At 59.6% G+C, this 24326-nt stretch carries 21 protein-coding genes; 18 read left to right on the forward strand and 3 right to left on the reverse strand.

All coding sequences use genetic code 11. From position 1 onward, the window contains the following. The first annotated feature begins 60 nt into the window (after positions 1-60). Both KUV39_RS05315 and KUV39_RS05320 read left to right on the forward strand, forming a co-directional pair. The gene (locus KUV39_RS05315) at positions 61-1350 is read left to right on the forward strand and encodes a type I glutamate--ammonia ligase (protein ID WP_008559096.1); all 1290 of its coding nucleotides are present in this window, start codon (positions 61-63) and stop codon (positions 1348-1350) included. 178 nt (positions 1351-1528) lie between these two features. Continuing rightward, positions 1529-2290: an FkbM family methyltransferase gene (locus KUV39_RS05320; RefSeq protein ID WP_222459153.1), complete on the forward strand. Its 762-nt coding sequence runs from the start codon at positions 1529-1531 to the stop codon at positions 2288-2290. A 25-nt stretch (positions 2291-2315) separates the two neighbouring features. On the opposite strand, the gene KUV39_RS05325 is transcribed toward KUV39_RS05320, so the two are convergent. Together KUV39_RS05325 and KUV39_RS05330 are read right to left on the reverse strand one after the other, a co-directional pair. Next, positions 2316-3674, reverse strand: a complete 1359-nt coding sequence (locus KUV39_RS05325) for an aspartate aminotransferase family protein (protein ID WP_222459154.1) — start codon at positions 3672-3674, stop codon at positions 2316-2318. Between the two features lie 40 nt (positions 3675-3714). Beyond that, positions 3715-4494, reverse strand: a complete 780-nt coding sequence (locus KUV39_RS05330; RefSeq protein ID WP_008563115.1) for an IclR family transcriptional regulator — start codon at positions 4492-4494, stop codon at positions 3715-3717. Between the two features lie 157 nt (positions 4495-4651). On the opposite strand from KUV39_RS05330, the gene KUV39_RS05335 reads away from it, so the two are divergent. The 11 genes from KUV39_RS05335 (at position 4652) to KUV39_RS05385 (ending at position 18520) form a co-directional block, all read left to right on the forward strand. Further along, positions 4652-5608, forward strand: coding sequence for a tripartite tricarboxylate transporter substrate-binding protein (locus KUV39_RS05335; protein WP_222459155.1), 957 nt, complete (start codon positions 4652-4654; stop codon positions 5606-5608). A 112-nt stretch (positions 5609-5720) separates the two neighbouring features. Further along, positions 5721-6251: a tripartite tricarboxylate transporter TctB family protein gene (locus KUV39_RS05340; RefSeq protein ID WP_222459156.1), complete on the forward strand. Its 531-nt coding sequence runs from the start codon at positions 5721-5723 to the stop codon at positions 6249-6251. Between the two features lie 43 nt (positions 6252-6294). Beyond that, a complete protein-coding gene (locus KUV39_RS05345) occupies positions 6295-7914 on the forward strand; it encodes a tripartite tricarboxylate transporter permease (RefSeq protein ID WP_046210626.1) in 1620 nt (539 codons plus the stop codon). After that, positions 7821-9263 carry an aldehyde dehydrogenase gene (locus tag KUV39_RS05350; protein WP_222459407.1) on the forward strand — a complete coding sequence of 481 codons (1443 nt, stop codon included), beginning with the start codon at positions 7821-7823 and terminating at the stop codon, positions 9261-9263. The genes KUV39_RS05345 and KUV39_RS05350 overlap by 94 nt, the downstream gene beginning before the upstream one ends. 55 nt (positions 9264-9318) lie before the next feature. Next, entirely contained in the window at positions 9319-10596 is a 1278-nt protein-coding gene (locus KUV39_RS05355; protein ID WP_222459408.1) for a Tm-1-like ATP-binding domain-containing protein, read from the forward strand. Positions 10597-10821: 225 nt separating this feature from the next. Then, positions 10822-12915: an FAD-dependent oxidoreductase gene (locus tag KUV39_RS05360; RefSeq protein WP_222459157.1), complete on the forward strand. Its 2094-nt coding sequence runs from the start codon at positions 10822-10824 to the stop codon at positions 12913-12915. 1 nt (position 12916) lies between these two features. Then, complete coding sequence (locus KUV39_RS05365) at positions 12917-14092, forward strand: acetyl-CoA C-acyltransferase (RefSeq protein WP_050672848.1); 1176 nt, start codon at positions 12917-12919, stop codon at positions 14090-14092. 111 nt (positions 14093-14203) lie between these two features. After that, on the forward strand, positions 14204-15403 hold the full coding sequence (locus KUV39_RS05370; protein WP_209034534.1) for an acyl-CoA dehydrogenase family protein: 1200 nt from the start codon (positions 14204-14206) through the stop codon (positions 15401-15403). Continuing rightward, positions 15400-16533, forward strand: coding sequence for an acyl-CoA dehydrogenase family protein (locus KUV39_RS05375; RefSeq protein WP_222459158.1), 1134 nt, complete (start codon positions 15400-15402; stop codon positions 16531-16533). The genes KUV39_RS05370 and KUV39_RS05375 overlap by 4 nt, the downstream gene beginning before the upstream one ends. After that, entirely contained in the window at positions 16514-16933 is a 420-nt protein-coding gene (locus KUV39_RS05380) for a PaaI family thioesterase (protein ID WP_222459159.1), read from the forward strand. The genes KUV39_RS05375 and KUV39_RS05380 overlap by 20 nt, the downstream gene beginning before the upstream one ends. Positions 16934-16999: 66 nt before the next feature. Further along, positions 17000-18520: a class I adenylate-forming enzyme family protein gene (locus tag KUV39_RS05385; RefSeq protein WP_222459160.1), complete on the forward strand. Its 1521-nt coding sequence runs from the start codon at positions 17000-17002 to the stop codon at positions 18518-18520. A 63-nt stretch (positions 18521-18583) separates the two neighbouring features. Here KUV39_RS05385 and rpe read toward each other — a convergent pair whose 3' ends face one another. Further along, complete coding sequence (gene rpe, locus KUV39_RS05390; RefSeq protein ID WP_008560343.1) at positions 18584-19273, reverse strand: ribulose-phosphate 3-epimerase; 690 nt, start codon at positions 19271-19273, stop codon at positions 18584-18586. A 178-nt stretch (positions 19274-19451) separates the two neighbouring features. Here rpe and phnC point away from each other — a divergent pair, with 178 nt between their 5' ends. The 5 genes from phnC (at position 19452) to KUV39_RS05415 (ending at position 24326) form a co-directional block, all read left to right on the forward strand. Beyond that, the gene (phnC, locus tag KUV39_RS05395; protein ID WP_222459161.1) at positions 19452-20270 is read left to right on the forward strand and encodes a phosphonate ABC transporter ATP-binding protein; all 819 of its coding nucleotides are present in this window, start codon (positions 19452-19454) and stop codon (positions 20268-20270) included. Positions 20271-20331: 61 nt separating this feature from the next. Then, entirely contained in the window at positions 20332-21240 is a 909-nt protein-coding gene (phnD, locus tag KUV39_RS05400) for a phosphonate ABC transporter substrate-binding protein (protein WP_008559488.1), read from the forward strand. A 152-nt stretch (positions 21241-21392) separates the two neighbouring features. Beyond that, positions 21393-22262 carry a phosphonate ABC transporter, permease protein PhnE gene (gene phnE / locus KUV39_RS05405; RefSeq protein WP_037302967.1) on the forward strand — a complete coding sequence of 290 codons (870 nt, stop codon included), beginning with the start codon at positions 21393-21395 and terminating at the stop codon, positions 22260-22262. Beyond that, positions 22259-23635, forward strand: a complete 1377-nt coding sequence (gene phnE, locus KUV39_RS05410) for a phosphonate ABC transporter, permease protein PhnE (RefSeq protein ID WP_222459162.1) — start codon at positions 22259-22261, stop codon at positions 23633-23635. The genes phnE (KUV39_RS05405) and phnE (KUV39_RS05410) overlap by 4 nt, the downstream gene beginning before the upstream one ends. A gap of 76 nt (positions 23636-23711) precedes the next feature. Beyond that, a complete protein-coding gene (locus tag KUV39_RS05415; RefSeq protein ID WP_222459163.1) occupies positions 23712-24326 on the forward strand; it encodes an LbetaH domain-containing protein in 615 nt (204 codons plus the stop codon).

Here is a 24326-nt window from a genome sequence, read left to right on the forward strand (position 1 = left end):
AGACAGGGGCCATCCGCACGCCAAAGATGCCAACGCCCTTTCAACAGGAAGGATAACCTCATGAAGCCCCGTCTGCGCGCGTTGTTTTGCGATCATCTGAGTATCATGCGAGGCAAATACCTCCCCGAGGGCAAGATTGGCGATGACAGTACCCGGTTTTGCAGGTCTGTGTTTGGGACACATTACGACAAGGATCTGCTTGATGCGCCTGGCGCAATGGTCAAACAGGGTCTGCCGGATATGGAGCTGCGCTGGCGGCATGATGATATCCGCGACAGTTGGCATCAGGATACCAAGATCGTTTTGGGCGACCTTTACGACGACGCAGGACACCCCTTGCCGCTTTGTCCGCGGGGCGCGCTGAAGCGCGCGGTTGCCGATTGGCAGGCGCTGGGCTTGACGCCCAAGGTGGGCATCGAGCTGGAAGCCTATGCCATGCAGGGTGATGAAGCAGGCCGGCTGCAGCCCTATGATGCGCCCGGCGGGGTTGTCTATGGCACTGGCCCCTTCGCAGATCCGCTGCGCTTTAACGATCGTATCTGGGCGATGGCTGACGAGATGGGCTTTGCGCTGGATATGATCACGGCCGAATTTGACAGCCCCCAGTTCGAATACACGCTGACGTTTGATGACGCGGTGAAGGCCGTTGATGACATCGTTCTGTTTCGGTTGATGGCGCGAGAGATCGCGCTTGAATATGGCATTGTCCTGACCTTCATGCCCAAGCCAGTTCCCGAGGGTGGTGGCTCTGGCATGCACGTGAACTTTTCCTTCGTGGATGAAACAGGCGGCAATGCCGTCTCATCCGGGGCGAGGGGAGGGCCGGAGCATATGAACGACCTGGCTCGCGGGTGTCTTGCCGGGCTTTTGCACCATCATAAGGGGCTTGCCGGGCTGATCGCGCCAACGTCGAACAGTTACATGCGGCTGCAGCCTGGCTCGCTATCGGGGTATTGGCAGAATTGGGGTGGTGATCATCGCAACGTCACGACCCGGATCAGCTCTGAAGGCGGGGCAAAGGCGCGGCTGGAGCACCGAATGGCGGATGCGTCCTCCAACCCATACACGACCGTCGCCGCAGTGTTGCAGGCCTCGCGGCTCGGTGTGCAAAACGGCTATGCACTGCCACCGATGGAAACAGGCGACGGTTTTGACCGCACCGATGCCAGAGAGGGCACCGCCATCGACCTGAAGGGGGCGGTTGCGGATCTTGAGGCAGACGCTGTGCTGGCAGAAGCGGTCGGAGCCGAACTGGTGGCCAACCACGTCTATATGAAGCGCAAAGAGGTGCGTAAAACCCGTGATCTCGAAGGGGAAGCCCTGCGAGATTTCTACGTGCATTTCATCTGAGTTCGGCAAGCCAACTGTCCTGGGTCGGATGTGGCGTGCTGTCTTGGTGACAGGTTTATCCTTGCGATGCGGCCCCTTGCGCCGGTCCTTGTAAAGCGGCACAGCTGTCTTCAATGATAGCGCGATCCAGTGCGGTTTGGTTCCGCTGGTGGATTGGGGCGAGGGCGAAAGGCAAGGTATGACCAACAATGAGACACCCATTGATGATGGCCCTGTCGCTGAAACCGCCGACGGCTCACTCGAGGTTGCTGCCAGTTGCCACGGGGTGAATGTGCCCGCGAGCCGGTTCCTCAGCGACACGCGGATCCGGCGCATCAACGCAGGGCGCTACGAGGGGCAGGAAATCACCGGGGCACTGCATGTCGTGCGGCCTGACGACAGGGTGTTGGAGATCGGGGCCGGGATCGGACTGGTCGGTGCCATCATCGCCAATATCGCAAAGCCACAGAAAGTTGCGTCCTTTGAGGCCAATCCGGAGCTGATCCCGGTCATCCGGCAGCTTTATGAGATGAACGGTTTGCAGGAGCGGATTTCGGTGCGCAATGCGGTGTTGGTCAGCGGGCCGGAACGACCTGCCACAATGCCGTTTCATTTGCGCAGCAGCTATTTGGGATCCTCGCTTTTGAACCCGTCGGAAAGGCCGTCACGCGTAGTCGAAGTGCCGACCGAAGACCTGGCGCAGGTCTGTGAGGCGTTGAAGCCGACGGTGCTTGTGATGGATATCGAAGGTGGAGAGCTGGATTTGTTGCAACACATGGACCTCAGCCCGTTTCGCGCTGTGATCCTTGAGTTCCATCCAGAGGTCTATGGCGTTCCGGGGATGCGGGCCTGCAAGCGGGTGTTGCGAGACGCTGGGTTTGCGAAGGAGGAGGCTGTCTCTACGCGGACGGTCTGGACCTGCGTGCGCCAAGGCGCTGTACAAGACGCGCAGGAAAGCTGACGTCAGTCGCCAGCTTCCGCTAGGGTCAGCGCGCCGCCGCCGTGAGACCATCATCCAGCGCACCGAGGATTACATCGGCATCTTCCTCGGTCAGGATCAGGGGCGGCGACAGGATGATATTTGGGCCTGATACGCGCACCATGGCGCCGGATCGATAGGCGACCTCTTGAACGGTGCCGATGGTCGCCTTGTCAATTGGCGTTTTGCTTTCGCGGTCAGAAACGAGTTCGAGCGCACACATCAGACCATGTCCGCCGCGCACATCTCCGATCAGGGAATGCTTGTCGCGCAGGTCCAATAGGCCCCGATGGAGCTGTGTTCCACGTGTAGCAGCGTTTTCTGGCACGTTCAGTTTTTCCGTCTCCGCCAGGCACGCCAGTGCGGCCGCTGCGCCAACCGGATGGCCCGAATAGGTGTAGCCATGCCCGATGGCCGCAGCACCTGTGCGGTCGTTTTCAAACACCTCAGCCACGCTGCCTGTGATCATGACCGCACCAAACGGGAAGTAACCGTTGGTGATTGCTTTGGCCGTCGCCATCAGATCCGGCTGCACACCCCAGTGACGCGAGCCTGACCAACTGCCGGTGCGTCCAAAGGCTGTGATGACCTCATCCGCGATAAGCAGAATGCCGTGTTTCGTGCAGATGTCCCGCACTCCCGGCATAAAACTCTCATGCGGTGGGATCACACCACCCGCGCCCAGGATCGGTTCCATGATGAAAGCGGCAATGGTTCCGGAGCCCTGAAAGGCGATTTCATCCTCCAGCGCCTGCAGGCACAGTTGGGCCAGTCGGGCGGGATCGCTTTCGTTGAACGGGTTGCGATAGGTGTATGGCGCCGGAATATGATGGCATCCGGGCAACAAGGGTTCGTATTGCGTCCTGAAGTTTGCATTGCCGTTTACAGAGGCCCCGCCCATATGGGTGCCGTGGTAGCCCTTCTTGAGGCTGAGAAACTTGGTGCGTCCGGCCTCGCCGCGAATCTTGTGGTACTGACGCGCGAGACGAAGCGCCGTTTCGACGGAATCCGATCCGCCAGAGGTGAAGAACGCCCGTGTCAGCCCGTCAGGGGTGAAAAACCGGCGCAGCTCTTCTGCAAGTTGGATTACCTGATCGTTGCTGGTACCCCGAAAGGTTGAGTAGTAGGGCAGCGTATCGAGCTGTCCCGCGATGGCGTCCTTCACCGGCTGGCAGGAAAACCCGAGGTTCACATTCCATAGGCCCCCGACCGCGTCGACGGTTTCATGCCCATCCAGATCGGTGATGCGAACCCCCTGAGCCCGGGTCACGATGGTGGGGGGATTGGCCTGGCTGTCGGCTGGGTGTGCCATCGGATGCCAGATGGATTTGGCGTTGTGCTCTTTGAGGAAGTTGGAGTCTTTCATGGCATAAGCTCCTTGATGGGCCGATTGGCCTGCAAATGGGTCAGGTCGGCTCGATCTGCGGATAGTTCGCAGGGACAGAGCCGCCAATACGGTGAATGAGTGTTGCGCCAGCTCGCCGTAGGGCAGCGGGAATGTGCAGTTTCTGTTGTTCGCTCATGCGTGAAACGGGGGCTGCAACCGCGAGGGCGCCGATGACTTGCCGGTCTGGTCCGAAAATTGGCACAGCATGCGAATGGACGTCTGCCTCGAACCCGCCGATGGACTGTGCCATGCCGTCTCTGCGAACCTCGTCCAGCTGGCTGCGTACCGTCTCTGGATCGGTGATGGTCGCGGGCGTGTGTGCTTCAAGCGGCTGGGTGAGAGCAGTCTCGACAAAGGCTGGCTCGGCATACGCCAGAACGGCCAGCCCCGAGGATGTACCGTGATAGGTCAGCACCTCTGCATCTTCCATCATGACCTTGGTGGCATGGCGTGGCGAATAGGCATGCGACAATGAACTGAGCTGTGTTCCCTGCAACAGGGACAGGTGGGTCGTCTCGCCTGTTTCGTCGCTGAGATCGCGTAAGACGCGCCGAGATACAGAGAGAATCGGCACAGACGCCTCTCGCAGCGCTGCGAGGCGCAAAACCTGCGGGCCCAGCCTGTAAGATCGGTCTCCCTCGGCTTGTTCGACAAAGCCGCAGTCCTGCAATTCGGTCATCAGGCGAAAGACAGTGGCCTTGTTCATGCCAGACAGCCGCGTCAGATCGCTCAGCCCGATCTCAGTGCGGCCGTGGTTGAAATAAGTCAACAAAGACAGGGCTTTGGATACGGTTCCCATGATCTGTCTTTTTGTCCTCCGAGGGGGATGTCAGGTGGAGAAACCCGCAGCTTGCGGGGCGATTTTCATTTTTGTTGACAGATAAGCGAGGGAGCGTCAATCTAAAATCAAACCAATGGTTCAAATAATGAACCGACATACCGACCGGGAGAGACCTATGAGACTGACAAGATGCATGACGGGCGCCGTGCTGTGCGCAGCGATGGTGATGGGGGCCGGTTGGGCCCCCGGCGAGGCCGCAGCGGAGTACCCGGAAAAGCCGGTGAACTTCATTGTTCCGTGGCCCCCCGGTGATCTGGAGGACGTACTGACCCGCATGATCGCCGAAGACTTTCAGCAGGAATACGGGGTTGCCGCCGCAGTGGTGAACAAGCCGGGTGGTGGCGGTGGGCCATTTCCGGGCGCAATCGAAGTCGCCAATGCCCCAAGTGATGGCTATACGATCGGCTCCTTTGTGATTGGCGTGCCTGTGATGGGGCATCAAATCGAGATCCCCCCGCTCACCCCTGCGAAATTTGATCCGCTGGGGATTTTCCTGACCTATCCCTTTGTGATCGCCACCTCGGGGGATGCGCCATATGCCACAATGGACGAGTTGGCGGCCTATGCTCAGGACAACGATGTGGCGCTTGGCCATTTCGGGGATGTCCTCACTCCGACCCAAGTTACCAAGGCCTATGCCAAAAACGCGGGTTTTGAGTGGGGCTCTGACGCGGCGTTTGATGCACTGGATTGCAATACGCTGGCTTCTGGTGACGCAGATGTCATCAACACGACTTTGCAGCTGATCCTGCCCTGCCTTGATCAGGTCAAGGTGCTGGTGTCGATCACCGATGAACGTATTCCGCTTGTGCCGGATGCGCCAACCATTGGTGAGCTGGACGAAAGCCTGAACATTGCACTGTGGAATGGGCTTTTCGTGACCAAGGACACCCCGCAGGATGTGCGCGAAAAGATCATCGCGGTGGCAGAGAAAACCATGATGAGCGAACGCGCCCAGGCAGTCGCCAAAGAAACGGGTGCTTTGGTCTACTGGCAGAACGCCGACGACAGTGCTGCGCGCGTGGCTGGGGATATCGACACAATGGGGCGCATCGGTGCGCTGCTCGAGTAACGACTGAGATGCCCCCCGGTGGCCCTGTCTGATCGATCTCATGTGACGTCATGAGGGTTGGGCAGGGCCATCCTTCCGATGATGCTTTGATCTGAAAAGGGTGAGCCGCAAGATGACAACGGAACGAGAGCGCCGTTTTGTGGGCCCGCGCCGTGGACAGCTGGTGTTTGCAGCGATGTTCGTCGCGCTGTCCGCGCTGTTGCTGGTCATGCTGCCAGAGCAGACCGCCTGGACCAAAAAGACGAAGCTCTTTGCGCAACCACGGTTCTGGCCTGCCGTCGCCCTTGGGGGAATGGCGCTGTTTGCGGCGCTGCATCTTTATCGCCTGCCCTGGAAAAGAGTGAGCCGCTACGACATGCGCGAAGTCCGCAAGTGGAGCGAAGCTGTCGAATATGCGGGCTGGTTCATGGCCTATGTGATCATGGTCCCGGTTATTGGCTATCTTCCCGTGACAGTGGTTTTCGTACCCGCCTTGGCATGGCGCATGGGGTATCGCAGCCGGGGGATGCTGTTGCTTAGCGTGGTTTTTGCCGTTGCTGTCGTGATCCTGTTCAAGGCGGTTCTGGCGGTCCGAATACCGGGTGCAATGCTCTATGAATATTTCCCGTCGGCACTGCGCAGCTTTGCCATCCTGTACCTCTAAGGGCGTCCTTTGTGGCGGACCTTATCAACCAGACGAGTGACAGATGGACCTCCTGATTTCTGCATTTGATATCCTGCTGCGTTGGGACGTTGCGCTGGCTCTGCTGGCAGGGTCTGTTGGTGGTGTTCTGATTGGTGCGATTCCGGGGGTTGGCCCCGCGGTGGCAATCGCCATTCTGTTGCCCGCGACGTTTTCCCTGGATCCGATTGTCGGTCTGACCGTGTTGCTGGGGATCTATGGATCTTCCATGTACGGCGGTGCTATCCCGGCCATCCTGATCAACACGCCTGGAACCGCGGTCAACGCGCTGACCACCTATGATGGTCATCCAATGACTGCACGGGGTGAGCCGCGGAGGGCGCTCAGCCTTGCGTATTCAGCCAGTTTCTTCGGCGGAGTGTTTTCCGTCGTGTGCCTTATCCTGTTTGCGCCGGTTCTGGCCAAGGTCGCGCCGATGTTTGGCTCTCGTGAGATCTTTCTTGCCGCGCTCTTGGGGTTGATCCTTGTTGTGGTTGCTCATCGGGGCCAGACTTTGATCGCAGGGGCGCTGGCCTGTCTGGGCATTTTCCTGAACACGATTGGGATGGAGCCGGTCAAATACACCCAACGCTACACGTTCGGGCAGGACTTTCTGGGCGGCGGTATCAACCTTATCGTTGTGGTGCTGGGCCTATTTGCCTTGTCACAGGCATTTGTGCTGCTCACGGATGAGGACGAAAAAATCCGTGTCAGCCGGTTGCGCGGTGGGCTGTTTCAAGGGCTGCGTGAACTGGCACGTCACCCCCGTGTTGCCGGTGTATCCGCGAGCTTTGGGGTGTTGATGGGAATGATCCCCGGTGTAGGTGAGTTCACAGCCCAGTTCATGTCCTATACCTATGCGCAAAAGACATCCAAGCGGCCGCAGGATTTTGGGCGCGGATCGTCGGAGGGGTTGATCGCGGCAGAAACGTCGAACAACGCTGTTCCGGCCGCAGCGATGGTTCCGCTTCTGGCGCTGGGAATTCCGGGAGAGGCGCTTACCGCGATGATGTTGTCGGTGTTCTATGTCCACAACGTGGTGCCCGGTCCCGGATTGTTCCAGAATGACATGGATTTCGTCGTGGCGCTTTATCTGGCCCTTCTGATCCTCAATGTTCTGGTTCTGGTTTTCTTGCTGTTCGCAACCGGCGCGCTTGTTCAGGTCGTCCGCATTCCCAATCGTTTCCTCGGGGTCTGCATTCTGACGCTCAGCTTTGTGGGGGTCTATTCGCTGCGCAACTCCGTCACCGATTGCCTTTTGGCAGCTGGTTTCGGGGTGTTTGGGTTTGTCCTGAAGCGACTGTCGCTTCCGGCGGTGCCGATCATCCTTGGAATGGTTCTTGGTGGCATCATGGAGGTCAAACTGCGCGCGGCCATGGCGCGGATCAAGACGCCCTTTGATTTCATTGACCGCCCGGTGGCGTTCATACTCTTTTCTCTCATCATCATTGTGCTTGTGGCGCACGTCTTGCGGGTGCGCAAAGACCGCCTGAGCCTAAAGGAGGCCGAATGGCAGACCAAGACCGCATCAACCAGCTTCGGCGCGCTGATGTGGCGCCGCAGAAACTCTTTCTTGAAGGCGCATGGCAAGAAGGTACGGGCGCGCCACTCGAGGTTACTTCGCCGATTGACGGGACTGTTCTGACGACGCTTTCCGGGGCTTCAGCTGCTGATGTGGACCGGGCCGTCGCCTCGGCCCGACGCGCGTTTGAGGATGGCCGCTGGTCTGCGCAGTCGCCAGCAGCGCGCAAAAAGGTTCTGATGCGGATTGCTGAGCGGATCGAAGCGGAAGCACTTGAGCTGGCGGTGCTGGGTGTTCGTGACAATGGCACGGAACTCAACATGGCGCTCAAGGCAGAGCCGGGGTCCGCAGCTGGAACGTTCCGCTACTATGCAGAAGCGTTGGATAAGGTCGCAGGCGAAGTTGCCCCTACCGCGGCGGACGTCCTGGGCCTTGTCCAGCGGGCGCCCGTCGGCGTGGTGGCTGCGATCGTGCCTTGGAATTTCCCTCTGATGATTGGTGCATGGAAACTCGCGCCTGCGCTTGCGATGGGCAATTCCGTGGTCTTGAAACCTGCAGAAAGCGCCTCTCTGTCTCTCCTTCGCTTGGCTGAGATCTGCGCAGATTGCGGTTTGCCGGATGGTGTCTTGAATGTCGTGACCGGAAGTGGCGCGCAAACCGGTGCAGCATTGGCTGAACATATGGATGTCGATGTGATGGTCTTCACCGGGTCCGGTGTGACCGGCCGACGCTTGTTGGAGGCCTCTGCAAGATCCAATCTCAAGCGGTGCTATCTGGAGTTGGGCGGCAAGTCTCCCAATATCGTGTTCGCCGATACCAGGGATCTCGACCACGCGGCAAAGGTGTCCGCCATGGGTATCTTCCGAAATTCCGGTCAGGTCTGCGTTGCGGGCTCACGTCTGCTGGTGGAGGCGTCTATCCACGACGAATTTGTCGAGCGTCTCAAAACTCATGCAGAGGCTTTGAAGGTGGGCGATCCGCTGGACTTGTCCAGTCAGATCGGGGCGGTGAATTCTGAGGGCCAATTGGCCGCAAACCTGGCCCATGTCGCAAAAGCAGTCGCGGAGGGGGGAGAGGTTGTTTGTGGCGGAGACCGGATCCTGACAGAGACAGGCGGCAGCTACATGGCACCAACCATCGCGACAGGCGTCAAGCAGCAGGCCAGCCTGTTCCAAAAGGAAGTGTTTGGGCCGGTTTTGTCAGTGACGCCATTTGAAACCGAAGACCAGGCCCTGCAGCTGGCCAATGCGACCGACTATGGGCTCGCGGCTGGGGTCTGGACCGCCGATCTGTCGCGCGCGCACCGCTGTGTTGCGAGGATCCGTGCAGGTGTCGTTCACGTGAACACCTATGGCGGTGCGGACAACACTGTTCCTCTCGGTGGTGTCGGGCAGTCCGGCAATGGTCATGACAAATCGCTGCACGCGCTCGACAAATATGTCGATCTGAAAACCGCGTGGATCCAGTTGTGATGCGGATTTTGCAACGGCAAAACCCGCAGCCTTCGGCGAGAGTATTTTGGGAAAGATGACAGCGCGGGCGCGCGTCAGTGAGCGTGAGGGAGGCGAGGCATTGACGGACAAGACCATTCTGATTGCAGGCACATATGACACCAAGGATGACGAACTGGGCTACTTGGCCGAGGTGATCCGCAATCAAGGCGGGCAGGTTCTGACGATGGATGTCAGCGTGCTGGGTGACCCGCGTTTGCCGACGGACATCAGCAAACATGAGGTGGCCCAGGCTGGTGGCAGTTCAATCGAGATGGCGATTGCGTCTGGGGATGAAAACACCGCCATGCAGATCATGGGAGCAGGGGCGGCGACAAAGGCACTGGAACTGCATCGAGAGGGGCGCATTGATGGCGTTATCGTTCTGGGCGGCACCATGGGAACCGATCTGGCCCTTGATCTATGCTCTGCTCTGCCGATCGGGGTGCCGAAGTACATCGTCTCAACAGTGGCCTTTTCGCCGTTGCTGCCGCCCGATCGGCTCCCTGCAGACGTTCAGATGATCCTGTGGGCAGGTGGGCTCTATGGGTTGAACGGGATTTGCAAGGCGTCTCTGTCGCAGGCGGCGGGTGCGGTTCTTGGCGCGGCGAGGGCGGTTGAGCCGCCGACCAGGGATCGCCCGCTGATCGGCATGACGTCATTTGGCAAGACGGTTCTGCGCTACATGGTCACGTTGAAACCCGAACTTGAGGCGCGCGGTTTTGATGTGGCTGTCTTCCATGCCACCGGCATGGGGGGGCGTGCTTTCGAAAGTCTTGCGGCGGCAGGTGCCTTTGCTGCGGTAATGGATTTCGCACCGCAAGAGGTGAGCAATCATCTGTTTGGCGGGCTTTCTGCCGGTGAAAGCCGAATGACAGGGGCAGGCAAGGCCGCGACACCACAGATGATTGCGCCCGGCTGCCATGATCTGGTGGATTTTGTTGGTTGGCAAGCGGTGCCCCCGCAGCTGGAGGGGCGACCGATGCATGCCCATAATCGTTTGCTGAGTTCAGCGGTCCTGTCCCCGGCAGAGCGGGAGCAGGTGGCGCAGGAGATCGGGCGCAAGTTGTCCGGCGCGCAGGGGGCAGTGGCAGTGATTATTCCAGATGGGGGCTGTCATGAATGGGACCGGCCAGATGCGGATCTGCATGACGCTGAAGGGCTTCGGGTATTTTGCGACGTACTGGAAGCGGCCAGCCCCACGTCAGCCGAAGTGCACCGCCTGTCCTGCCACATCAATGATCCCGCATTTGTCGATCATGTGCTGCAGATCTTTGACCGGTGGCTGGCAGAAGGGATTATCGACGCACCGTAACAGGCTGACGCAACCGGGCCGGGCTTGGCAAACGCGGCTGGGGCGCGGCATCATGGGACTTGCCAGCTGCTGGGGCGGGACTTAGGGTCTGGCGCATATTTGCGGAATTAAGTTCCGCTTTGCGAAATTCACGAGGTTTGCAGTCATGGACAGGATGCTCTGTTCGTGTTGCGCTGCCGTCCAACCGCTGACGCAGATGGTGACCTCGAAGAGGAGGACAGATCCATGACGCATGCCATCCACTATGAACGTGTCGACGACATCGCGATCCTGAAGGCGCAGAACCCACCGGTCAATGCGCTGGGGATCGACGTGCGGCTGGGACTTCTTGCCGGGATCGAACGAGCCGAGGCAGAGGGTGCACGTGCTGTTCTGATCTATGGCGATGGTCGGACGTTTTTTGCCGGGGCGGACATTCGCGAATTCGGCAAGCCGATGAAAGATCCGGGCCTGCCTGATCTTTGCAATCGTATCGAGGCGGCGGATCTGATCGTTGTGTCGGCCCTGCATGGCACCGCTCTTGGTGGGGGGCTCGAGGTTGCATTGTCATCGCATTACCGTATCGCGGTGCCGAGCGCCAAGATGGGGCTGCCAGAGGTGCATCTTGGAATTTTGCCGGGTGCCGGTGGGACGCAGCGACTGCCAAGGGTTGCCGGGACCGAGGCGGCCTTGGACATGATCACGTCAGGGCGCCATTTTGGCGCGGCGGAGGCACTTGAGAAGGGTGTGATCGACCGGGTGCAGGAGGGCGAGCCTAGCGAGATCGGTCTGGCCTACGCGCGTGAACTGTTGGACCAGGGCGCACCGCGCCGCCCCGTCTGCGATATGCCAGCTCCGGCGGCGGTGGATTTTGATGCGGTCTATGAAAAGACCCTCGCAAAAGGACGTGGTCAATTGTCTCCTGCAACAGCTGTCCGGGCTGTTCAGGCTGCCTGCGAGGCTGCGAGCTTCCTTGAGGGGCTGCGCCGTGAACGCGAGCTGTTCACCGAATTGATGGAAAGCGATCAGCGTCAGGGTCTGATCCACGCGTTTTTCTCAGAGCGGGCGGTGAGCAAGCTGCCTGAACTGGCAGATGTCACACCACGCGATGTGGCCTCTGTCGGTGTCATCGGCGGCGGCACAATGGGGGCTGGTATCGCAACCGCTGCTTTGCTGGCGGGGGTGTCGGTGGTTCTGATAGAGCGCGACGCATCCGCAGCAGAGGCCGCAGGCCAGCGCATCAGTGGCAATCTGAGCGGAGCTCTCAAGCGCGGCAAGATCAGCCAGGACCAGTTCGACACAATGACCGGCGAGGCGCTGGAACTGGCAACCGAGTATGGCGCACTGGGGCAGGTCGATCTGGTCATCGAAGCGGTCTTTGAGGACATGGACGTCAAGCGCGAGGTCTTTAAGGCGCTTGATGCCAACTGCAAGCCTGGCGCAATTCTTGCAAGCAACACGTCGTATCTTGATATCAACGAGATCGCGGCCGCCACCAGCCGCCCACAGGATGTGATCGGGCTGCATTTTTTCTCGCCTGCACATGTCATGAAACTGCTGGAAGTCGTGGTGGCGGACCAGACCGATCCTGACGTGGTGGCGACGGGTTTCGCGCTGGGAAAACGGCTGCGCAAGATCTCTGTCCGCTCCGGGGTATGTGATGGTTTCATCGGCAACCGGATCATGAACGCCTACCGCAAGGCGGCGGACTACATGGTTTTGGACGGGGCCTCTCCCTATCAGATTGACCGGGTGATGACCGGGTTTGGGTTTGCAATGGGGCCTTTCGCCGTGGGTGACCTTGCCGGGCTCGATATTGGCTGGGCTGCGCGTAAGCGCCGTGCGCCACACCGGGATCCGCGTGAACGGGTTGTGCATTTCGCGGATATTCTGTGCGAAGGTGGCGACTTTGGCCAGAAGACTGGCAAAGGGTTTTATGTCTACGAGGCAGGCAAACGCGGTGGTACGCCAAATCCCGATGTCGAAAAGTACATTGCCCAGGATCAGGCCGATCAGGGTGTCAGTCCGCGCGAGTTCTCAGATGCCGAGATCCTGCGCCGCTATATGTGCGCGATGGTGAATGAAGCCGCCAAGGTGGTTGGAGAGGGCATCGCGCGGCGTCCACTGGATGTCGATATGGTTCTGCTCTTTGGCTACGGTTTCCCGCGCTATCACGGTGGCCCGCTCAAATGGGCTGATTTGCAGGGGTTGGCCGGTATCCTGGCAGATATCGAAACCTACGCCAAAGAAGACCCCTATTTCTGGCAACCTGCCCCGCTGTTGCAGACGCTGGTGGCTGAGGGGCGTTGTTTTGATGATCTCAACAAGGCGGAGAAATAACGTGAAGCAAGCTGTCATTGTCTCTGCCGCACGGACCGGTCTCGCGAAATCCTTTCGAGGATCGTTCAATCAGACACACGGCGCTGCAATGGGGGGCCATGTGGTAAAGGCCGCTGTCGAGCGCGCGGGGCTTGAGGGAGGAGCGGTCGAAGACTGCATCATCGGCTGTGGATTTCCGGAAGGCGCCACAGGTCATAACATCGGTCGCCAGATCGCGCTGCGGGCGGGCTTGCCGGACAGTGCGTCCGGTATGACCGTCAACCGGTTTTGCGCTTCGGGTTTGCAGACGATTGCCCTCGCGGCACAGCAGATCACCGCAGAGGGCGCAGGTCCGATGGTCGCGGGTGGAGTCGAGAGCATTTCGATGGTCCAGCCCAACGTCAAACAGATCCAGGACCCTTGGCTGCGTGAACACCGGCCCGAAGTCTACATGACGATGATCGACACAGCCGATGTGGTCGCAGACCGTTATGGGATCAGCCGCGAGGCGCAGGACGCCTATGGTCTGCGCAGCCAGCAGAGGATCGCTGCGGCTCAGGCAGGTGGTCATTTTGCCGATGAAATCGTACCTATGAGCACAACCATGGCCGTCAAGGATAAGGAAACCGGAGAGGTCAGCACCCGCGACGTCGTGGTGGACCGGGACGAATGCAACCGCCCTCAGACGACGCTGGACGGGCTGGCCGCGCTGGAGCCAGTACGAGGTCCCGAGAAATTCATCACCGCAGGCAACGCCAGCCAGCTGTCTGACGGGGCCGCTGCCGTTGTCATGATGGAAGCAGATGAGGCGAGCCGCCGGGGGCTGGAACCGATGGGTGCGTTTCGTGGATTTTGCGTTGCAGGATGTGCGCCGGATGAAATGGGGATCGGGCCTGTCTACGCTGTGCCGCGCCTTCTGGAGCGTCATGGGCTCAAGGTCGAGGACATTGATCTGTGGGAACTGAACGAAGCCTTCGCCAGTCAGGCGCTTTATTGTCGTGACACACTGGGCATTCCGGACGAGATCTGCAACGTGAACGGTGGTTCAATTGCGATCGGCCACCCCTTTGGCATGACTGGGGCCCGTATGGTTGGCCACATCCTGCGCGAGGGAAGCCGCCGCGGCGCGAAACTGGGTGTAGTCACCATGTGTATCGGCGGCGGAATGGGCGCTGCAGGCCTGTTTGAAATCTACTGACAAACAAGACAGCGATCACCTGCCCTGACGTATCGGGGCAGGGCCGGTCTTGGGGAGAGACCGCAAAAAGGGGACGAACACAAAGCCAAGGCACAGGGAGGTGCATGCGGTATGGATCTGAACTATTCGGCCGAAGAACTGGCCTTCCGCGAAGAGGTCCGCGAATTTCTGCGAGAAGAGCTGCCGACGGATCTGTCCGATGCCGTTCGCGAGGGGCGCAGCATCGGCAAAGAGGGGCACGAGCGCTGGCACAGCATTCTTAATGCCCGTGGCTGGCTTGCTCCGAACTGGCCTCGCGCCTACGGTGGCTGTGCGTGGAACGCCGTGCAGCGGCATATTTTTGAAGAAGAATGCTGCCGCGCCCATGCGCCGCGCATCGTGCCTTTTGGTCTGACCATGCTTGGTCCCGTCTTGCAGAAATTTGGCTCTGACGCGCAGCGTGACTATTTTCTGCCCCGCATCCTGTCGGGAGAGCACTGGTGGTGTCAGGGTTATTCGGAGCCCGGCGCGGGTTCTGATCTCGCCAGCTTGCGGACGCGGGCCGTGCGTGATGGCGACCACTACGTCGTTAACGGCCAAAAGACCTGGACCACATTGGGCCAATACGCCAATTGGATTTTCTGCCTCGTGCGGACAGACCCTGACGCAAAGCAGCAGGAGGGCATTTCCTTTCTGCTGATCGACATGGACACGCCGGGCATCGAGGTACGGCCGATCATCTTGCTGGACGGCACGCATGAGGTAAACGAAGTCTGGTTCACGGATGTGCGGGTGCCGGTTGAAAACCTCGTGGGTGAGGAAAACCAAGGTTGGACATACGCCAAATATCTGTTGACCCACGAACGGACCAACATTGCCGGTGTTGGTTTTAGTCAGGCCGGGTTGGATGCCGTCAAACGCCTTGCCCGCCAACAAATGCACCGTGGACGACCTCTTGCCGAGAACCCACATTTCGCGGCGCGGCTTGCCCAAGTCGAAATTGACCTGATGGCGATGGCGACAACGAACTTGCGGATCATTTCGGCGGCGGCTGCAGGGCAGGCACCGGGTGTCGAAAGTTCGATGCTGAAGGTCAAAGGCACTGAAATCCGCCAGGAGATCAACGATCTGGCAAGGCGGGCAGCAGGGGCTTATGCCATGCCCTTTGCCTCTGAGGCGCTAGAGGGCGACAACAGCAACCTTGTCCAGCCCGAGGGGACCGCCGCCGTCTCCGCTCAGTATTTCAACAATCGCAAACTGTCGATTTTTGGGGGCTCCAACGAGATCCAGAAGAACATTATCGCCAAGGTCAAACTGGGAGGTCGGACATGAACTTTCAGCTGAGCGAAGAGCGTCAGATGATGCAGGACAGTCTGCGCCGGTTTCTGGCCGACCGTTATTCTGCCGCCCAACGCGACGAAAGCGTCAGCAATGCAATCGGGTTTGCGCCGCAGATTTGGGCGCAGCTCGCAGATCTTGGGATCCTTGGCGCGTTGCTGCCGGAAGATGTCGGCGGATACGGCGGTAAAGGTTTTGATCTGTCGACCGTGTTTGAGGAACTGGGCCGCGCAGGTGTTGTGGAACCGGTTCTGGATACGGCTGTCTTGTGCGGGACGTTGTTGGCATCAGATCCGCAAGGGAAGGGTGCTGCGCTGATCGAGGGTCTGATTGCGGGCAACGTGCAGCTGGCCTTTGCCCATGGTGAAGTAAACAGCCGATATGAACGACTATGGGTCGAGACCCGCGCCTCTGCTTACGGCGATGATATCGTGCTGATTGGCCGGAAATCCGTTGTCGTAAACGCTGCAGGGGCCGATCACCTGATCGTTTCAGCCCGCGAAAGCGGGGACACCGATGATCGTGAGGGGCTTTCGCTGTTCCTTGTCGACACCAAGGCCGAGGGCTTGCAGATGCGCAGCTCGGCCCTCATGGCCGGGGGCTGTGCCGCGGAAATCGATTTCGACAATTTGCGCATTCCGTCCTCTGCTCGTATCGGTCCTGCTGGTGGTGCCTCTGAAATGATCGAGGCGGCTTTGGCAGCTGCCGAGGTTGCGCTGGCGGCAGAGACGCTTGGGGCGATGGAAACCGCCACACAGCTGACTATAGACTACCTTGGAACCCGCCAGCAGTTCGGTCGCCCGATTGGCAGCTTTCAGGCGCTTCAGCATCGGGTGGCAGATATGTTGATCGAGTTGGAGCAGGCCCGCTCTGCCGTGATCAATGCAGCTGGCCACTTGGAAGAACAGCCCGCTGTGCGGGATCGGCACATCGCGGCGGCCCGCAATCTTATTGCGCGGGCTGGTCGCAAGATTGCAGAGGAAGCGATCCAGCTGCACGGTGGGATCGCAATGACCGCTGAATACGAACTGGCCCATTTTGCCAAGCGGATCATTCTGGCAGAGCACCGGTTCGGCGATGCTGATACGCAATTGGAGCGGTTCATTGACCTCTCGGCAGCCTGACGCGCAAATCCGGCTCATTGATGATCCGGGGTGTCAGCAGATGGTTGGCTACAGAACAGAGATCGATCTGGCGACGGGCAATTGCGCGGTGACGCTGGACCTTGGCCCGCAGCATCTCAATCGCAACGGGCTCCTGCACGGCGGGATCGTCGCCACTCTCATGGATGTGGTCTGCGGAAACACGGCATCGCAACATTTCGACCAGCAAGCGCATCCACCCGTGGTCACGGTTTCGCTCACCCTGTCCTATGTCGCGGCTGTTCAGGCGGGACGCGTTCGCGCAACGGCCGCTGCGCAGGGGGGCGGGGCGTCGCTCGCATATGTCAGTGGCGCGCTTCATGGCGAGGATGGCACGTTGTTGGCGACGGCAAGTGGGGTCTTCAAACGCATCAAGCGCTAGCGGCGCGGGCAGACGATTATCAAGAGAGCAAAAACTACGGGACTACGGCAAGCCGGGAGGATCACAATGACAGCATGGCATGCTCATCTGGAGCCGCATTTACGGGACCGGCCAGAGGCTATCGCATTTCGTGACAGCCTGGGGGAGATCTGGAGCTTTGCCGCAATTGATCGCGCCTGCGGAGATCTGGCTGAGCTGCTTGCATCCGCTGGTGTCCGTCCGCGTGATCGGGTGGTTGTGTTGTGCGAAAACGCCTGTGTCACCGTCGCAGCCCTCTTTGCGATTGCCCGGCTGGGAGCGGTTGCTGTTCCGGTGAATGCCCGAATGCAGGGGGCCGAGATCGACCGGATCCTCAGCCATGCGGCGCCACGGATCATGCTGATGACATCCGCCGCCTCCAAGGAGGCAGAGGATCACGCCAAACGCCTGCAGGCCGCGCATGGAGGCACCCGATGGGAGGGGTGTTTTGGCTGTCTCGACGTTGCTTTTCTTCCCGAAACAGGGGCCACGGATGGCGGCGATGTTCCACAGGATCTTGCGGTTCTTCTTTACACCACAGGAACAACCGGCGACCCCAAGGGCGTGATGCTGAGCCACCGGAACCTGGCCTTTGGTGGCGGCGCGTCGGCCCAGTTGAGGGATATGACCGCTAGGGATGTGGTCTATGGGACGCTGCCGCTTAGCCATGTGTTTGGTCTGGCCTCGGTTTTGACGGCATCTGTCATGATCGGTGCTGAGGTGCGGTTGGAAGCCCGGTTTTCGGCGCAGAAGTTCTATGAGGCGCTGCGCTCAGGTATCACCCTCGTCTCGGCAGTGCCGCAGATGCATGCGCTGGTGATGCAATATGCCAAAGAGCAGGGGCTACAAAGTCTGGGCAGCCCCGACCTGCGGTATGTGTCCTCTGGCGCGGCGCCTCTCGATCCGGATTGGAAAACCCGTGCAGAGGCATTTTATGGTGTCGCCTTGCAAAACGGCTACGGCATGACCGAAGCAACCGCGGGCATCTGCGCTACACGCAGTGCAATTGGTGATCCCGATGTCTCTGTTGGCCCGCCCCTGCCGGGGGTAGAAGTGCGCTTGGACCAGACTGTGTCAGGTGGCGGCGATGGGCTGGGGGAGGTGTGCCTGCGCGGAGACAACGTGATGCTTGGATATTTCCGCAACCCCGCCGCTACGGCAGAGGTGCTGAGCGCAGATGGCTGGTTGCGCAGCGGGGATATGGGCTGGATGGATGCGGCAGGGCATTTGCATATCGATGGGCGATCCAAGGAACTGATCATCCACGGCGGTTTCAATGTGTTTCCGCCAGAGGTGGAAGCCGCTCTGAATGCCCATCCACAGGTGGTGCAATCCGCTGTTGTCGGCCGTCCTATCAAGGGTGATGAAGAGGTCATCGCCTTTGTGCAGCACGCGGCGGGCGATACCCCTGATGTGATGGAACTGCGCTCTTTCGTGGCAGAGCGTCTGGCCGGGTACAAACGACCGGCCCATATTGTCCTGACCCTCGCGCTGCCTGCTGCGCCTACCGGTAAACTCCTGAAACACAGGTTGCTGGGACATTTTGCAGATCGGCTACCTGCCACGTGATCCCGCAAAAGAAAGAGGCGCCCGGGCGGACGCCTCTCTATTAGGTGATCTGCCCGCGGGGACTTAGGCCCAGACGCCGTTTGCTGCGGCGCGGATGTTGCGAATGTTCTCGCCGTAGGCCTCTGGGTTGTCGACAGAGCCCCCTTTGAAGACAGCGGAGCCTGCAACCAGAACGTCGGCACCGGCTTCGGCAACCAGCGGTGCGGTTTTCGGATCGACGCCACCGTCGATTTCAATGTGGATCGGACGATCGCCGATCATATCGCGCAGCGCACGGATCTTGCCGGTCATGTCGATGAATTTCTGACCACCGAATCCGGGGTTCACGGTCATCACGCAGATCAGATCGGTCAGGTCGAGAAGATGGGCAACTGCCTCGGCCGGGGTGCCGGGGTTGAGCGCAACGCCGGCCTTCATGCCAGCACCGCGGATGGCCTGCAGGGTGCGGTGAATATGCGGGCCTGCCTCTACATGGGCGGTCAGAACGTCAGCGCCTGCATCGGCGTAGGCGTCAATGTAGGGATCGACCGGGGCGATCATCAGGTGCACGTCCATAACGGTTTTCACATGCGGGCGGAACGCTTTCACGGCCATCGGGCCAAATGTGAGGTTCGGCACAAAGTGGCCATCCATCACATCCACATGGACCCAGTCGGCCCCCTGGGCTTCGATGGCTTGGATTTCCTGGCCAAAGTTGGCGAAGTCGGCGGACAGGATTGAAGGCGCAATCTTGATCTGACGGTCGAAAGACATTGCAGCGGTTTCCTTGGTTCAATGGAAGAGCGTCTTGGCGCCATATAGCGGCTTCGGCCCTGCGCGCCTAGGGGGGCAAGGCTGATCGGGCAAGGGGCGTTACAAAACTTTCACCGCCCTGACACAGAACCTTTGATCCGCTGGCATATCCCCCTGTCCAAAGAGACGGGAGCCCGACGTGCTGCGAATTGACAAACTGACCAAGAGATTCGGTGACAAGGTTGCGGTGGACACTGCGACGCTGGACATCGACAAGCCCTGCATGATCGGCATCATTGGCCGCTCTGGTGCTGGCAAATCCACTCTGCTTCGGATGATCAACCGACTGGGCGATGCCAGCGAAGGCCGGATCCTTTTCGACGGTCGGGACGTCACCCAGCTGCGCGGCAAGGAAAAGCGGGCCTGGCAGTCTGAGTGCGCGATGATCTTTCAGCAGTTCAATCTGGTGCCGCGTATGGATGTTGTCTCCAACGTACTGCATGGCACGCTGAACCGGCGCTCGACACTTGCGACCCTCTTCAATCTTTACCCGATGGACGACATCCACCGCGCCATCGATATTCTCGATCGTCTCGGAATTGCCGAACACGCCGCAAAGCGGGCCGAGGCTTTGTCTGGGGGTCAACAGCAGCGGGTCGCGATTGCGCGGGCCTTGATGCAGGATCCATCAATCATTCTGGCGGATGAACCGATCGCCTCGCTTGATCCGATGAACGCCCAAACCGTGATGGAGGCCCTCCGCCGCATTCACGAAGAAGACGGCCGCACTGTCATTGCCAACCTTCATACGCTGGATACTGCCCGCCGTTACTGCGACCGGGTGGTTGGCATGCGCGACGGGCGGATCGTTTTTGATGGCTTGCCTGAGCAGCTGACCACCGGCGTTGCCCGCGAAATCTATGGCGCTGGAGCCGACTTCTCCGAGGCGGCGACGTCAACCGAAATTGAAACCCTGAACCGCACGCACCCTCGCAAAGAGCCTGTTGCGGTTTTGTGAGCCCTTTCCCACCACGCCCGGTCACGGTCGTGCCGGGATTTTCAATCAGAGAGATGACATCATGAAACGTCTGTTTGCTGCCATTCTGGCCACCACTGCGATGACTGCTCCGGCTGTTGCTGAGACCACTGAAATCAAGGAATTCCGCATCGGTATCCTTGGCGGCGAGAACGCCCAGGACCGTCTGAACAACAATGAATGTCTGCGCGAGCGCACTGAAGCGCTGCTGGGTGTCGAAACCAAGCTGTTTGCTCCGGCTGACTACAACGGTGTCATCCAGGGTCTGCTTGGCGGCACCATCGACATGGCTTGGCTTGGTGCATCCGGTTACGCCAAAACCTACCTGTCGGACCCCGAAGCGGTTGAGCCGATCCTCGTGAAAGTGAACAACGATGGCGGCTACGGCTACTACTCAGTTGGCTTTGCCCGCAAGGACAGCGGAATTACCTCTCTGGAAGATGTCAAAGGCAAAGTCTTTGGTTTCGGTGATCCGAATTCGACTTCCGGCTTCCTGATCCCCTCCATCGAGATCCCCAACGCCATTGGCGCGACCATGACATCCGGTGACTACTTTGGTGAGGTGAAATTCACCGGTGGCCACGAACAGACGATTGTTGCTGTGAACAACGGTGACGTGGACGCGGGTGTCACCTGGGCCGATGGTCTGGGCGAATGGGAAGATGGCTACAACTCGGGCGCGCTGCGCCGCGCGGTTGATGCCGGTCTCGTTGACATGAACGACATGGTGCAGATCTGGCAGTCCAAGCCGATCCCCGAAGGTCCGGTTGTTCTGCGTCGCGATCTGCCCGAAGACGTCAAACTGAAGATGACCGGCCTGATGGCGTCCTTGAAGTCCATGGATGCAGACTGCTTCTACGGTGTGGCCGCGGGCGAGGCGAAAGGTTTCATGCCGATCACGCACGACGCATACGAAGTCATCATCGAAGCGCGTAAGCTGAAGTCCAACTAATTTTAGCACCAAGGCGTGCGGGGTTCGGAGCGTGAGTGCCGGACCCCGCCATTTTTCGACAGATCAGTTCCAAACGGCAGGTTCATCTGACGGCATTTGCCCAGATCCTGCCTGCCAGGGCTGACATGTCCAGCACGACGCAGGTTTCCCTCATGACAGATGTAAGTGCCGAGGCCCCGAATGTGGCCGATATCCGGGCAGACTACGCCGCGCTGATCCAGCGCAAGCGACTATATGGCGGGGCGCTGCTTGCAGTGTTCGTTGCCATGATGGTGGCGGGCTTTCGTGTTGCAGATGATCGCAACGCAGGATCCTTCAGCGATGGGTTCACCCGGATCTTCGACTACCCCGGAGAAGTGCTGAGCGAGGCCACTGAAAAAGCGGCACAGCTGCCGGGCCATGTCATGACCTTCTTTCCAGCTTTGGTCGAGACGCTGAATATTGCAGCGGCGGCGACGCTGCTGGGGGCAATCGCAGGCACGGTTCTGTCGTTGCTTGCAACCCGTGGCCTGGCCCGCTGGCCGTCCCTTATTCCGCTGTTCCGCAGGGTGCTGGATATCTGCCGTGCCATTCCGGAGATCGTCATCGCACTCGTGCTGATCTTCCTTCTCGGGGGCGGGCCGGTCCCGGCCATGATCGCCATTGCGATCCACACGGCTGGCGCCCTGGGCAAGCTCTTTTCCGAGGTGAACGAGAACGCGTCGTTGAAGCCGGTTGAGGGGCTGTCATCGGTTGGTGCCAGTTGGGCACAGCGGATGGTTTTGGGCGTCTTCCCGCAGGTTGGCCCGAACTACGTCAGCTACGCGCTCTTGCGGTTTGAGATCAACATCCGCGCCTCAGCGATCCTCGGCTTCGTGGGCGCGGGCGGCATCGGCTACGAGCTGCGCAATGCGATGTCCTGGGGGCAGGGCCGCTATGACGAGGCTGCGGCCATTTTCCTGCTTTTGTTCCTGACCATCGTTTTGGTCGATCAACTGTCCGGCAAACTGCGTGACCGGCTGACCTATGGAGCCCAGTCATGACCACTTTTGATACGTCCGTTCCGCCGACACTGCGCAAGCTGGACATGGAACGGCTGTTCCTGCGCAAGCGATTGGTGAGCCTGGCCTTTCCGCTGATCATTCTGGCCTATCTGGTCTACGTCTTTTTTGCCTTTGACGTTCCCGGCCTTGCTGAGCGGCTGAACCCCCAGAACGCCCGCACCTTGGTGGCGGACAGCTACAGCTACAAGACCCACGTCACCAGGGACAATCGCAGCGGAGAGGTCAGTGTCGCCATCGAAGGCGAGCGCAAGGGTGCCTATCCGCAGGGTGAAGCACCGGAATGGGTCCAGCTGGCCACCGCGTCCTCAGATGTCACCACAATTGATCTGGAGGACGGCTATGTGGTTCGTTTCGGATCTGAAACGGTTGAGTTTGACATCCCCGGCTATGGAACGATCCGTGCAACCCCCAGTCGGAGTGCGGGTGTTCAGGCAGAATTTCCCGCAGGCGATCTGCCGGATTGGATCAATGCCTCCAAGAACCGCCTTGCAATCACGACAGAGGCGGGTCGCCTGACTGTGACCCGCAACCGGGCCGAGGTCTTTCGCTACTTCGCAGGCTGGGAACTGTTCTTCTTCACGTTGGACAGCCCCTACCACGGTATGGGTTTGGGCAAGCTGATGACATTGGCTGCGACCGGAGAAGCTGGCGCAATCTTCCACGACTTCTGGACCAACAAGATGTGGCGCCATCAGGACGTGGCCTGGGCAATTTTCGAAACCCTTCTGATGGCCTTTCTGGGCACAATGGGGGCAGGCATGATCGCCTTGCCTCTGGCCTTTGCGGCCACCCGGAACTTCATGCCGCTGCGCACCATCCGTTTTGCGACCCGGCGGCTGTTCGACTTTGTGCGCGGCGTCGACTCTCTGATCTGGACGGTTGTTCTGGCCCGCGCCTTTGGCCCCGGCCCGCTGACCGGCGCGCTGGCCATTTTGGTGACGGACACCGGCACCTTCGGCAAGATCTTCTCTGAGGCGTTGGAAAACGTCGACCAGAAGCAGATCGAAGGGGTGGCCTCTACCGGGGCAAAGCCCGCGCAACGCTATCGGTTTGGTGTTATCCCACAGATCACGCCAATTCTGCTGAGCCAGCTTCTCTACTTTCTTGAATCCAACACCCGATCTGCCACCATTATCGGTGCCATCACGGGGGGCGGCATCGGTCTGCTGCTGACGCAGGCGATCATCACCCAGAAAGACTGGGAAGAAGTTGCTTACTACATTGTCCTGATCATTTTGATGGTCATGCTGATGGACTGGTTGTCTGGCTGGTTGCGCAGCCGCCTGATCAAGGGCGAACAAGGCCGCAAGGGACGCAAAACCAAATCGGGCAAAGCCCTACTGCTGCCCTGATCCCCACTCGGTCCCGGACAGCTGGCGTATGTTTGCCAGCTGTCCGCTGTCCCCATGCCTGATGCGAGAACGTCACATGCCGCGCCTATCTGCCGATACTCCGGTGTTTCATCCAAACAGCCAGATCACCAGCAGCGTGTTTGGCGCCTATGTCGAAATCGGTGCCGACACCCGCATTCTCAACAGCGAGTTCGGGGACTACAGCTATTGCGACAGGGGCTGTGATATTGCCAACGCCCGGATTGGAAAGTTCTCCAACATCGCCAGTGCAACCCGGATCGGTGCGACCGATCATCCGCTGGAGAAGGCATCGCTGCACCATTTCCTCTACCGCTCATCCAGCTACTGGGATGATATCGAGGATGATGCAGAATGGTTTCAGCACCGGGCCAGCAGGCTGGCGTACATAGGCCATGACACATGGATCGGTCACGGTGCACTGATCAAACCCGAGGTGACAATCGGCCATGGCGCCGTCGTCGCCTCTGGCAGTGTCGTGACCAAGGATGTCGCGCCCTATACCATTGTCGGTGGCAACACCGCCCGCCTCATCCGTCGCCGATATACCGATGCGGTCGCTGCAAGAATGATGGAGCTGGCATGGTGGGACTGGGACAATGACCGGATCAAGGCGGCTGTACCGGATTTTCGCGCGTTGAGTGCGGAGGCATTCCTGGAAAAATACGCCTGA

This window comes from Phaeobacter italicus, assembly GCF_019801785.1.
Taxonomy (GTDB): Bacteria; Pseudomonadota; Alphaproteobacteria; order Rhodobacterales; family Rhodobacteraceae; genus Phaeobacter; species Phaeobacter italicus.

Excerpts from the sequence above, each read along its gene's own strand:
- KUV39_RS05315 (WP_008559096.1), top strand. The coding sequence starts at position 61 with ATGAAGCCCCGTCTGCGCGCGTTGTTTTGCGATCATCTGAGTATCATG.
- phnD (WP_008559488.1), top strand. The coding sequence starts at position 20,332 with ATGAAACGTCTGTTTGCTGCCATTCTGGCCACCACTGCGATGACTGCT.
- KUV39_RS05325 (WP_222459154.1), bottom strand. The coding sequence starts at position 3,674 with ATGAAAGACTCCAACTTCCTCAAAGAGCACAACGCCAAATCCATCTGG.
- KUV39_RS05320 (WP_222459153.1), top strand. The coding sequence starts at position 1,529 with ATGACCAACAATGAGACACCCATTGATGATGGCCCTGTCGCTGAAACC.
- KUV39_RS05335 (WP_222459155.1), top strand. The coding sequence starts at position 4,652 with ATGAGACTGACAAGATGCATGACGGGCGCCGTGCTGTGCGCAGCGATG.
- KUV39_RS05370 (WP_209034534.1), top strand. The coding sequence starts at position 14,204 with ATGGATCTGAACTATTCGGCCGAAGAACTGGCCTTCCGCGAAGAGGTC.
- KUV39_RS05340 (WP_222459156.1), top strand. The coding sequence starts at position 5,721 with ATGACAACGGAACGAGAGCGCCGTTTTGTGGGCCCGCGCCGTGGACAG.
- KUV39_RS05330 (WP_008563115.1), bottom strand. The coding sequence starts at position 4,494 with ATGGGAACCGTATCCAAAGCCCTGTCTTTGTTGACTTATTTCAACCAC.
- phnE (WP_222459162.1), top strand. The coding sequence starts at position 22,259 with ATGACCACTTTTGATACGTCCGTTCCGCCGACACTGCGCAAGCTGGAC.
- KUV39_RS05385 (WP_222459160.1), top strand. The coding sequence starts at position 17,000 with ATGACAGCATGGCATGCTCATCTGGAGCCGCATTTACGGGACCGGCCA.
- KUV39_RS05360 (WP_222459157.1), top strand. The coding sequence starts at position 10,822 with ATGACGCATGCCATCCACTATGAACGTGTCGACGACATCGCGATCCTG.
- rpe (WP_008560343.1), bottom strand. The coding sequence starts at position 19,273 with ATGTCTTTCGACCGTCAGATCAAGATTGCGCCTTCAATCCTGTCCGCC.
- KUV39_RS05375 (WP_222459158.1), top strand. The coding sequence starts at position 15,400 with ATGAACTTTCAGCTGAGCGAAGAGCGTCAGATGATGCAGGACAGTCTG.
- KUV39_RS05415 (WP_222459163.1), top strand. The coding sequence starts at position 23,712 with ATGCCGCGCCTATCTGCCGATACTCCGGTGTTTCATCCAAACAGCCAG.
- KUV39_RS05345 (WP_046210626.1), top strand. The coding sequence starts at position 6,295 with ATGGACCTCCTGATTTCTGCATTTGATATCCTGCTGCGTTGGGACGTT.
- KUV39_RS05355 (WP_222459408.1), top strand. The coding sequence starts at position 9,319 with ATGACAGCGCGGGCGCGCGTCAGTGAGCGTGAGGGAGGCGAGGCATTG.
- phnE (WP_037302967.1), top strand. The coding sequence starts at position 21,393 with ATGACAGATGTAAGTGCCGAGGCCCCGAATGTGGCCGATATCCGGGCA.